Source organism: Acetobacterium sp. (genome assembly GCF_036508315.1).
Classification (GTDB): Bacteria; Bacillota; Clostridia; order Eubacteriales; family Eubacteriaceae; genus Acetobacterium.
On sequence record NZ_DATCHP010000080.1, the window covers coordinates 1 to 12064 of the forward strand.

Below are 12064 nucleotides of genomic sequence, written 5' to 3' on the forward strand. Positions count from 1 at the left end.
CGAACCAAAAAGATGTCGTGAATGTCGTACAAAAAGAAAACAAACAAGACGACCAAGAAACAGCAGTTTCTAGGATCACTTTAGAAATTCAAAAAAGATCCCTTTTAGGGATCTTTTTTTTACTTCCATCAAAGACAATAACTAGCAATAACGTCTTTACAAATTATTAACAAAAAAATAGAAATGCAACTAACGAATTCAAGTAAAGAATTCAAGAGAAAGAAAACAAATGATAGACAAAGCCCTTGTTTATATCGTAAAATGTAGTGACAATACCCTGTACACGGGGTGGACCCGAAATATTGAAGCACGGCTGATGGCTCATAATTCAGGAAGAGGGTCCAAATACACACGTTCCCGTTTGCCGGTCATATTAATGTATTGGGAAATGCTTGAAACAAAATCCGATGCCCTTAAAAGAGAAGCAGCCATTAAAAAATTAACGCGAAAACAAAAATTAAAACTGATTGATGAAGAGTCGCGCAAATAGCTAAAGGTAAAGGAGAATACAATGGTACCGATTGTAGATAAATTTCCGGTTTATCAAAATTTGGCCAATGGGGATATTATCATTATTTTATATGATGTTTTTGTCTTTTTGCTTTTTGTTTTTGAGTTTTTTCTTTATATTAATAAGGAACGTTTTGTCCAGGAGTTGAAAACCTGTGAGGAAAAAAAAATAAAACCGCTGAGAAAATTCTTTGTCAGATTGGCTGTCAACTATGATCGACATGGACTCATTACCGTAACAGGCCTTTTGTTTTTCATCTCTTTATTGGTCATTTCAAGGCATCATATGGTAACATTTACTGATGTGCTCGGTATTTTTATAAGTTTACTTATTTTTACCATGCTGGTCTACTTTGTTCAACGGATCTTTATGAGATTGAATCAGTTCCAGGATGCGGTGGTTTCACGTTTTGTTGATCTCATTTTTTATTTAATGCTGGGGCATGCCTTTGTGATGTTTGAAAATTTTATTGCTCCGCCAACATTGCCTTTGGGTCTGATCGGTTTGGGATTTGCACTTATTCTTTGCTATTCGGTGATGTTAAGAGCCATTGTGAATCCTAGTATGATTCGCAGTTCGGTTTCTAAACGGAGACAGTACCAGGAATCCGCAGCTATTCTAAAAGGAATGCTGGCAATCGTATTATGTGAGGTAGGAATCTTGTATCTCATGGTTTTTAATTGTTTTAAAATTAATCCTGGATTGTACGTTTCCAGTGATAGTAGAATTCTAAACGCCTTTGATATGTTATATTACCTTATCATTTCCTTTGCCACCATTGGCTATGGAGATATTCATCCTGTTCGATTGGGAGGACTCTTTTATAGTGAACTCGTGGCAATGATTATTGGCATGACCAGCATGTTCAGTACGGCTATTTTCGTCGGTGCAATCGTGGCCGGAGCTACCCAATTAAGTCGAATGCAACTTGAAGAAACCAGCAAGGATATGAATTCTGAAAAAACTGAAATAGTGCCGGGAATCAGAGAAAAATTCATAGAGAAATTTAAATATAAAGATAAATAAACAGTATTAAAGAGAGGATACAAAAAATGAAGTTTTATTTTGCACTTTGGTACGCAAAAATTCTTGGCTGGGTTATCAATAGAGTCAGCAAAGATCGAGGCACCAACCTACCTGGAGAAAAAGCTTTAAAAATTGATCCCAGTTTTGTGAAAAATTTTAAAAATCTTGATTATGGTAACGTGATTTTTATTACAGGTACCAACGGGAAGTCAACCACAACCAATCTGATTGCCCATATTTTAAAAGAAAATGGAAAGAAGATTATTTCGAACATCGAAGGCGCCAACCTTCTTGGAGGAATCGCCACTATTTTGGCTAAAGAATCCACGTTCACAGGGAAATTAAAAGCCGATTACTTTGTTTTTGAAACGGATGAACGATATCTGCCACTGATTTATGCACAATTGCCCGCTGAAAACATGCTCATCACTAATCTGCAAAAAGATCAGGTACAGCGAAACGGTGATCCGGATTTTATTTATCGTAAACTCGCATCCTTTATCAATAAAGGCATGACTCTGTTTTTAAACAATGAAGAGCCACGTTCCAAGTCCTTTGAATGTATGGATGACCACTCTGTTTACTATGGGGTTCAGAAGCATCAGGAATCCTTCATTAAAGGAACAGATTATCCTACCTTAGCCTGTCCGGAATGTCACCATGACATTCAATTTGATTATTATAACACCGATAATGTTGGTCCCTTTCACTGCGGGAGCTGTGGCAACGCAAGTGAGAAAAATCCGGATTACGAGATTACAGACATTAATTTTAATGAAAAAACCTTTAGACTCAGAGATGTGGTGTTTGATATGCCCTATGACTTGCCCTTTATGTTTTATAATTACGCAGGTGCATTGGCCATTAGCCAGGAACTTTGTGGTATTTCGCCGGTTGAAGCCGCTAAATCCTTTAAGAATTTTAAAAATATAGGTGGACGATTCGAAGAGTTAAAATTCAAAGAGAAAACCATTAAATATACCCGGATTAAACAAGAAAATCCGGATACCCTTCAAAGTGCCCTTAATGTTATCGCCTTTGATCCCCAGGAAAAAATGGTTGCATTTGGACTTAATGTTGTGGAGGACTTTACACCATACTATACCAACACCTTTTACGCCTATGATTGTGATTTTAAACCATTGGTGGATTCAAAGGTTGAACGGTATCTTTGCTTTTCGGAACATGCTTCCTATGATACAGCCAACCGTCTCTTATATGAAGGCGTTAGCAGAGAGGCAATTACAATTATGGACAGCGATGATATTACCAAAATATTTGAAATAATTGATGAAGTAAAAAGCAATAATATTTATCTGATTACAAAGCTTGCAACGTTTGAAAATATGAAAAAATTCATTGAAGGAGGGAAAAGTAATGGATAAGATTTTAAAAATTGGTTGGCTTTTTCCTAATACCCTAAACCTTCATGGTGATCGAGGAAATATTTTAGCGATGAAGGCCGAAGGCAACCGCCGGGGGTACCGTGTTGAAGTTTACCAGATCACCTTGGATTCACAAAACTTTAATCCCATGGACTATGATTTTCTCTTTTGTGCCCCAGGTGAAATGGTTCATTTTCCGGAAATTATCCGTTTTTTAACGCTCTATAAGAAAGCACTAATCGCTTTTATAGAGAATCGACCTCTTTTGGTTACCGGAACGTCGATTGGACTTTTCGCAGATAAAATTGCCCGTTCAGATGGGTACATCATTCCCGGACTAAATATTCTGAAAATAAAGTGCACTGAAAACAACGCAGTGTATGGGGATGATTTGTTTTTCGACTGTCATTATAACGGAAAGGAAATGTCGATTATCGGGAGTCAGATTCAGATGATGAATCTTGAGATTCTTGAAGAAACCCCTTTTGGCTATTTAAAATACGGCTATGGTAATACAGGAAGCACAAAGCAAGAAGGAGTGATCAATGGCAAAGGGATTTTTACCAACACTCTCGGGCCTCTTCTTGTATGCAACCCCTGGTTAACCGAAGAGATTTTAAATCTCATTGATTTAAACAAGGGAATATCCAACTGGCAGATAAAAAGAGATAACACACTTGAAGAACAATCCTTAAAAACCAAGGTTGATTTTATAAAAAACAAGAAAACCGCGCTTACAAACACAACGATGGGTGAATAACAGAGACATGAACAATAATAAAACAAAAAAACAAGTTGTTATTGGATTAAGCGGAGGCGTTGACAGTGCCACCGCAGCATATCGATTAAAGGAAGAAGGTTACGATGTTATCGGCGTAACCTTTAATTTTTTTGATGACGAAAAGATGTTAGTAACAGCAGCAAGGGTAGCCGAGCAGCTGGGAATTATTCATCATATTGTCAATGCTCAGTCTCGGTTTAAACAAAATGTGATTAAACCCTTTATTGAGGGCTACAAATCCGGTAAAACTCCGAACCCCTGTATGTTCTGTAATCAGAGATTGAAATTTAAATTGCTTTTAGAAACCGCCGGGAACTATAATAATTGCATGATCGCAACGGGTCATTATGCGGAAATTCAAAAGGTCGGAGAGGTTTACAGACTTTTTGCAAGTAAAAATAAAACAAAGGATCAATCTTATTTTCTGTACCATTTAAACCAGTCAATTCTTAGCCGTCTTATTCTGCCTCTTAATAGTTTTAAATCTAAAGCTGAAGTGAGAGAGATCATTCAGAACCTGCTGCCAGACATTGCAAACGGACCTGAAAGTCAGGGGATTTGCTTTATTCCAAATGGCAATCATCCTTTGTTTCTTAAGGAAGCCATCTTTGGTTCGCACCCGGTTCCCAAAGGTAATTTAGTGGATCGTTATGGTAAATTGCTGGGAAAACACTCGGGAGTACATGGCTTCACTTTGGGTCAGACGCGCAGGCTGGGTATTGAAAATCCACATCACCTGTTTGTTGTTGATATTATACCAGAGACCAATACGGTCATTCTCGATGATGAAGCAGCACTTTTAAAGACTGAAATTATGATTGAAGAATTACATATGAATTTAAACAAAGACAAACTTAAGGAAGTCTTAATATTCAAAACCTGTTGTTGGGGGCCTTCCTATTCAGGCACACTTGAAAGGCTATCTGAGGGAGAAGCCATAGTCCACAGCACTGTTCCAGTCAGAGCCCCAGCGCCAGGCCAGGCCCTTGTTTTTTATGAGGATCGTCAGGTTTTAGGAGGGGGAATCATAAAAAAGTTTGATATGAGAAGCAACTGAGGTATAATAAGTTCTATAAATTGAACAATTAGAGGAGAAAAATAGATGGGAATATTATTTGGAACTGATGGGGTGCGTGGGATTTATGAAAAAGAATTAACCACCAATTTAGCCTTTAAGTTGGGTCAGGCAGGTGCCGCCGTTTTAGGTGCAAACAGCCACAAGCCGAAATTTGTTATTGGAATGGATACCCGAATTTCTGGAAAAGCTCTTGAAATGTCCTTAACTCAGGGAATTTTATCCGTGGGTGGGGAAGTTATTCTTGTCGGCGTTCTGCCAACCCCGGCCATTGCTGTGATTACCAGGGAAATGAATGCCGATGCAGGAATTGTGATATCGGCATCACACAACCCCTACGAGTTTAATGGTATTAAGTTTTTTAATGGACAGGGCTTTAAACTCTCGGATATCATTGAAAATGAAATTGAAAGTATCATTCTGGAAAATAAAGAGGTCCACCTTAAAAGTGGGGGGACCACCAGGAATTTAGAAAACCCGGAGGATTACTATCTAAAACATATTAAAAAAGCCATTACCGGGGATCTCAAGGGCATGAAGGTCGTCATTGATTGTGCCAATGGCGCATCCTATGACATTGCTCAAGGCTTTTTTGAAGAATTGGGTGCTGATGTGGTAATGATTGGAAATGAGCCTGATGGAAAAAACATCAACAAGGATTGTGGTTCTACCAACCTCAAACTTCTTCAGGAACGGGTGCTTCAAGAAGGCGCTCAAATCGGAATTGCCTTTGACGGCGATGCCGATCGGTGTCTGGCTACGGATAACATTGGAAATATCATTGACGGAGATAAGATTATGAATTTAATCGGCCGGAAAATGAAAACCCAGGGAACACTCAAAAAAGATACGGTAGTGGTGACGGTAATGAGTAATATCGGTTTGGATGTGGCCCTTAAAGAAGTCGGGTGCAAAAGCATTAAAACGGCTGTGGGGGATCGTTATGTTTTAGAAGCCATGATTGAAGGTGGCTATAGTTTAGGCGGCGAGCAGTCAGGACATTTAATCCTGCTTGAACATAATACCACTGGAGATGGTATGCTCACAGCCCTGATGTTATTAGAGCTTCTACGAGATGAAGACAGAGATTCAAAAACTCTATCGGAGCTTATGACGGTTTATCCCCAAATTCTGGTTAATGCAAAAGTGGATAATTCCAGAAAGCTTGATTATTTAGACGATACTCTTATTCAAAAACGGATTGGAGAAGTCGAAGCCTATTTCCAGGGTCAAGGCAGAGTGTTAATACGGCCGTCAGGAACGGAGCCTTTAGTCCGGGTAATGATCGAAGGAAAAAATCAAAGTGAACTGGCATCCATTGCCAAAGATCTTGCCGAGCTGATTGAAGAACGCAATGGTGCATTCTAAGCAGACTTTTGTAGGCTATGCCAGTCTGTCATGAGGCGCTCAACGCGATGAGCGAGTTGTCCTGGAAAAATATTTATTGATTACTTTATCCTGCAAGCTTAGATGAGAGATGAGAGGGAAACCTCTCATTTCTTTGCATTTAGAACTGATTTATGATAAAATCAATTATTAGCGATGATTAACTGATGATCTTTAAAAGATTTCGGGGCCAGGTTTATGAAACAATCAAAAGCGCCAGAACTCAAGTGACGGTCCACACAGAAATTGAGTTGACGAGGACAGGGAGTATCGAAAATTCGGCGGATGCCCTGGAAGTATAACGGATAAATCTGGAAAGTGATTTTCAGGACAAAGACGGTGTACAAAAACTAGAAAAACAGGTGAATATAATGTGTGGAATCGTAGGCTATATCGGAGATAAACAGGCCCAGGATGTGTTAATGGAGGGGCTGTCAAAATTAGAATATCGCGGTTATGATTCAGCCGGAATCGCAACCATGGACAATGACATCATTCAGATAAAAAAGAAAAAAGGTCGGCTTAAAAATCTCAGTGATTGTTTGGAATTAACGCCTTTAACCGGGAAATCAGGAATTGGACATACCCGCTGGGCAACCCATGGGATACCATCCGATGCGAACTCTCATCCCCACTGCAGTCTGAATAACAAGATAGCAGTGGTTCATAATGGGATTATTGAAAACTATATGGACTTAAAAGAAGAACTTTTAGGGTTAGGCCACCTTTTTGCATCGGATACCGATACTGAAGTGATTGCCCATTTGCTTTGTGAACTCTATACCGGAAGTATTGTTGAAACCCTTCAAATGGCCATGAAAAAAATGAGAGGTTCTTATGCTTTGGGGATTCTCTGCGCAAACGAACCCGATAAGATACTAGCCATTCGCAAAGATAGTCCCCTGATTGTCGGATTGGGTTTAGGGGAAAATTTTATCGCATCGGATATTCCGGCAATTCTAAAATATACAAGAGAAGTTTATCTTCTTGATAATGGTGAAATGGCAATCCTGACCAAGGATAACATTACAGTATTAGACCCTAATGGTGATGTCATTGATAAAGAAATCTTTAAAGTTGACTGGGATCCCGGCGATGCTGAAAAAGGTGGCTATGACCATTTCATGATGAAAGAAATCACCGAACAGCCGAAGGCCATGGTTGATACCTTAACCGGTCGTTTAACTGAAGATGGGGTGACGCTTGACAATATCAATTTAGATGCAGAAACCATGAAAAAAATCGATCGGATACAAATTGTTGCTTGCGGTACGGCTTACCATGCCGGAATGGTTGGTAAGTTCTATTTTGAAAAATTTGCAAGAATAGCAGTGGAAACAGAAGCAGCGTCTGAATACCGATATAAAGACCCTATTATTGATGATAAAACCCTGCTGATTGTCATCAGTCAATCCGGAGAAACCGCAGATACTTTAGCGGCTATTCGTCTGGCTAAAGAAAGCGGTGCCCGGGTGCTTGCCATTACCAACGTTGTGGGAAGTTCCATAGCCAGAGAAGCCGATGATGTGCTATATACGAATGCCGGGCCGGAAATTGCAGTGGCCTCAACGAAGGCCTATCTCACCCAGGTTGGTTGTATGCTGCTTTTAGCCATACACCTCGGCCGTTTAAATGGTCAGATCATGCCCAAAGAAATCGGGCGTTTGAGTGTTGCGCTTTTGAAAACACCGGAACTTGTGGAAAAAGCACTGGCATCTGAGGAAGCGGTTAAAGTCTTCGCCTATGAACACTTTAACATCAATGATTTGTTTTTCATCGGCAGAGGGCTGGATTTCTATACTTGTTTGGAAGGTTCTCTTAAACTAAAAGAGATATCATACATCCATTCAGAAGCTTATGCCGCCGGGGAACTGAAACATGGACCCATAGCCCTTATTGACGATGGTACCATCGTAGTTGCGGTTTGCACCCAGGAAAAAGTGTTTGAAAAAATGCTCAGCAACATTAAAGAAGTGAAAGCCAGAGGGGCTTTTGTACTGGCCATTGTTCAGGAATCTCATCAGGGGATTTCTTCAGAAGTCGATGAGGTTTTTGTGATCCCTAATATGGACGATGATATAACCCCAATTCCCACAGTGGTATATCTTCAGCTTTTGTCCTATTATCTGGCAGTAGCCAGAGGCTGTGACGTCGACAAACCAAAAAATTTAGCAAAAAGTGTTACGGTCGAATAAAGTGTTGAACAACGATTCGACTTCGGTTTACAAAACATATTGAATGTTAGCTGTATCTTCTGAGCTTATGCAGAAGGTGCAGCTTTTTATATGTCAAATAATAGAAAGTAAAAATAGAAAGAGTGAGAATAAAACATGATAGCCAAAAATTTTAAAGACTACCCACTGAGCGATGAACTTTTAAAAGCCATTGAAAAATTAAATTTCAAGAATCCTACCAAGGTCCAGGAAGCGGTGATTCCTTTGGCACTCAATAATAAGGATATTCTGTGTAAAGCCCAAACCGGCAGTGGGAAAACTGCCGCCTTTGGTATTCCTATTTGTGAATTACTGAATTGGGACGAAAATAAACCCCAGGCCCTGGTACTGACCCCAACCCGGGAATTAGCACTGCAGATTCATGATGATATTTTTAATATTGGTCGTTTTAAACGGGTTAAAGTATCTGCCCTTTATGGAAAATCTCCGATTAAACGTCAGGAAAAAGAACTGAAACAGAAAACCCATGTAGTGGTTGGCACCCCAGGTCGGGTTATGGACCATATTGTCAGGGGTACTTTTAATACCGATGAAATAAAATATTTAATCATTGATGAAGCTGATGAAATGCTTAATATGGGTTTTATTGACCAGGTTGAAGAAATCATCGACGAGATGCCTGAAAATCGTGTCACCATGTTATTTTCAGCAACATTAGAACCCGAAATCCAACGGCTTTCTAAAAGATACATGAAGGATCCCCAGGTCATTGAAATCGAAGCTGAAATCAAAAGTACTGATGCCATTGACCAGGAATTGTATGAATCCACTGATGGCGATAAAATGGAGCTGTTGAGGGACGTTCTGCTGGTGGAAAACCCGGACAGCTGCATAATCTTCTGTAATACCCAGGAACGGGTGAATGCCATTAGCAATTCCCTGGGGCAGGATAATAATGCCTGTGAAAAAATCCATGGCGGTATGGAACAGGATGATCGAACCCGCGTCATGCACCGATTTAAAAAAGGGGAGTTTCGCTATCTTATCGCAACGGATGTGGCGGCAAGAGGAATTGATGTCCATGAAATATCCCATATTATTAATTATGATGTACCCTGGGAAAAGGAAACCTATGTCCATCGCATTGGCCGAACCGGCCGACAGGGGAAAAAAGGAACGGCCATTACTTTAGTATCCGCCAAAGAGGAACATTTAATAAAAGAAATTGAAGAATATACCGAAAAAGAAATTACTCGAAAAGAAACCCCAACGCACTCCATTCTTGATACTTTAAAGCCAGCTTTTAATGAAAAGCTTCAGGCAAAACCTGAAGAAAAAAAAGATAAGGCCTTTGATTTAACCAAAGAAATTATGAAGCTTCATATTAACGCCGGGAAGAAAACAAAAATGCGTGCTGTGGATATTGTCGGAACCCTGTGTAATCTTGAGGGCATGACTGCTGACGATATTGGGGTTATTGTTATTTTGGATGTATCAACGTTCGTGGAAATTTTAAATAATAAAGGCGAACAGGTTTTAAAGGAATTGCAAACCCGAAATATCAAGGGGCGTCTAAGAAAGGTTTCGATTGCCGAGGACAAGCCGGTAGTTCAACGGGATCATCGGTTTCGGCGATCCTATTAGAATAAAAGTAATACATTGTGAGTAGCTGCTAAGACATAAACCGGAAATTATAGCATTTGCTGGACAGGGACTCTCAGAGTATGATAGAATCACTGACGGAACTTACAAAAGAGATTTTATTAAACTCAAACTGAATCGATTTAACATACTCTTAACATTCTCTTTACATGTTCAAAACCTTTTTCTTGTATTTCTTTGGTAAGATAGCCTTGAAATAAAGAAAAGAAAAATCTAAAAGAAAATTTAAGGAGAAAAGAATGACAAAGAGTTTCAAGAAGGTTCTATTAACGCTGATAGTAGGGGCAAGCCTACTGACACTTGCAGGTTGTGGTTCATCAAGTAAACCAACATCTACGGCTGCAGTTAGCGGCGAAATTAACGGTGGTGGTTCGACTTCAGTTCAGAAAATCATTGACGCTGCAGGCACTGAGTTTACTGCATTAAACCCGGATGTGAAGTTTACCTACAGCGGCACAGGTTCTTCTGATGGGATTAAAGGGGCAACTGCCGGTACGTATTCCTTCGGCTGTTCATCAAGAGATTTAAAGGCTGAAGAGAAACCCGGTCTTAAAGAAATTACCTTTGCGTACGATGGCATTGCTTTAATTGTTAATCCAGCCAATACCGTAAAGGATCTTACCAAAGAACAATTAACCAACATTTACACCGGTGCAATTACCAACTGGAGCGAAGTTGGCGGTGCAGATGCTCCTATTGTTGTTGTTTCACGTGAAGATGGATCCGGAACACGTACAGCTATTGAAGAACTTTTAGGATTTACTGAAAAGCTGAAACCGGATGCAACCGTTAAAGAAGGTAACGGAAATGTTCAGACAACCGTTGCAGGAAATACCAATGCCATCGGTTATGTGTCATTAACCTTTGTTGACAAAACGATCACAGCTTTAAATGTCGACGGTGTTCAGGCATCAGTTGCCAATGTTCTTAATAAAACCTATTCTTTATCCCGACCATTCCTGGCATTCTATGATGAAGCAAAACCAAACCCTGCTACCACTGCTTTCCTTGATTTCCTTATGAGTCCTGATGGACAAAAGATTGTAACAGCTGAAGGCGGAATAACAGTACTTTAATAAAATCTACAAATCAACCTCAGGCTCCCTTAGGGAGCCTGATTTTTGGTGTTTTACCCTCATGGCTTAGAATAAAACCTGGGGGTATAGAAAAGGAGCATTTTTTTGGAAGTGATCAAACGGAAGAAACTGAAAGAAAAAATAATCGAAAAATTTTTCCTTATCTGTGCTCTTGTGGCAGTCATCAGCGTTTTAGCTATTACTTTTTTTGTTTTTTATAATGGGCTAAAACCTTTTGTTACGAATAGTTATCCCTTTTGGAATTTCATATCCGGTGTTGAGTGGCGACCTGGTTCTAACATGTATGGCATTTTTTATATGATTGTAGGATCGGTTTTTGCAACCATTGGAGCCATCATTATTGGAGTGCCCATTGCGATTCTTACTGCTGTATTCATAGCTGAAATGGCAAGCTCTCGGATTGGTAAGATCATTCGATTTGCGGTGGAACTGTTGGCAGGGATTCCATCAGTTCTTTATGGGGTTTTTGGTTTAGGAATCATTGTGCCCTATGTATTGAAAATATCCCCTATGGCTCAAGGGGAATCTTTATTAGCAACCATTCTGGTACTGGCCATTATGATTTTACCGACGGTCATCAGTATTTCTGAGACCTCTATTAGTGCTGTGCCAAAAGCTTATCGTGAAGGGTCCTATGCACTGGGAGCTTCAAAAATTCAAACCATATTTAAGGTGGTTATTCCCGCAGCACGATCTGGTATTATGACTGGAGTCATTCTGGGGATTGGCCGAGCCATAGGGGAAACCATTGCAGTGATGCTTGTTTGTGGAAATCCCATCGCCGGAATCCCAACAAGTTTATTTGATCAGATACGGCCACTTACAACTAATATTGCTCTGGAAATGGGTTATGCATCCGGCGTCCATCAGCAGCTGCTTTATTCCACAGGGGTAGTGCTGTTTGTCTTTATTATGATTATTAATGTGATTGTAAATAAATTAGTAAAAGTAAGGGTGGACATTTAAA

General features: G+C 39.8%; 10 protein-coding genes. All 10 read left to right on the top strand.

Annotated features, from left to right (window positions below; all coding sequences use genetic code 11):
• Positions 1 to 229: 229 nt before the first annotated feature.
• The 10 genes from VIK44_RS09965 to pstC all read left to right on the top strand — a co-directional run bounded on the left by VIK44_RS09965 (position 230) and on the right by pstC (position 12063).
• The gene (locus VIK44_RS09965; protein ID WP_331553752.1) at positions 230 to 490 is read left to right on the top strand and encodes a GIY-YIG nuclease family protein; all 261 of its coding nucleotides are present in this window, start codon (positions 230 to 232) and stop codon (positions 488 to 490) included.
• Between the two features lie 21 nt (positions 491 to 511).
• Entirely contained in the window at positions 512 to 1537 is a 1026-nt protein-coding gene (locus VIK44_RS09970; RefSeq protein WP_331553753.1) for a potassium channel family protein, read from the top strand.
• A 26-nt stretch (positions 1538 to 1563) separates the two neighbouring features.
• Positions 1564 to 2922 carry a MurT ligase domain-containing protein gene (locus VIK44_RS09975; protein WP_331553754.1) on the top strand — a complete coding sequence of 453 codons (1359 nt, stop codon included), beginning with the start codon at positions 1564 to 1566 and terminating at the stop codon, positions 2920 to 2922.
• A complete protein-coding gene (locus tag VIK44_RS09980; RefSeq protein WP_331553755.1) occupies positions 2915 to 3682 on the top strand; it encodes a cobalamin biosynthesis protein CobQ in 768 nt (255 codons plus the stop codon). Before VIK44_RS09975 ends, VIK44_RS09980 begins: the two co-directional genes overlap by 8 nt.
• A 7-nt stretch (positions 3683 to 3689) precedes the next feature.
• Complete coding sequence (gene mnmA, locus VIK44_RS09985) at positions 3690 to 4760, top strand: tRNA 2-thiouridine(34) synthase MnmA (RefSeq protein ID WP_331553756.1); 1071 nt, start codon at positions 3690 to 3692, stop codon at positions 4758 to 4760.
• A gap of 45 nt (positions 4761 to 4805) precedes the next feature.
• On the top strand, positions 4806 to 6146 hold the full coding sequence (gene glmM, locus VIK44_RS09990) for a phosphoglucosamine mutase (RefSeq protein ID WP_331553757.1): 1341 nt from the start codon (positions 4806 to 4808) through the stop codon (positions 6144 to 6146).
• A 389-nt stretch (positions 6147 to 6535) separates the two neighbouring features.
• Positions 6536 to 8359 carry a glutamine--fructose-6-phosphate transaminase (isomerizing) gene (glmS, locus tag VIK44_RS09995; protein ID WP_331553758.1) on the top strand — a complete coding sequence of 608 codons (1824 nt, stop codon included), beginning with the start codon at positions 6536 to 6538 and terminating at the stop codon, positions 8357 to 8359.
• A gap of 135 nt (positions 8360 to 8494) precedes the next feature.
• Entirely contained in the window at positions 8495 to 9982 is a 1488-nt protein-coding gene (locus VIK44_RS10000; RefSeq protein ID WP_331553759.1) for a DEAD/DEAH box helicase, read from the top strand.
• A gap of 257 nt (positions 9983 to 10239) precedes the next feature.
• Positions 10240 to 11076, top strand: coding sequence for a phosphate ABC transporter substrate-binding protein (locus tag VIK44_RS10005; RefSeq protein ID WP_331553760.1), 837 nt, complete (start codon positions 10240 to 10242; stop codon positions 11074 to 11076).
• 105 nt (positions 11077 to 11181) lie between these two features.
• A complete protein-coding gene (gene pstC, locus VIK44_RS10010; RefSeq protein WP_331553761.1) occupies positions 11182 to 12063 on the top strand; it encodes a phosphate ABC transporter permease subunit PstC in 882 nt (293 codons plus the stop codon).
• Position 12064: the final 1 nt, after the last annotated feature.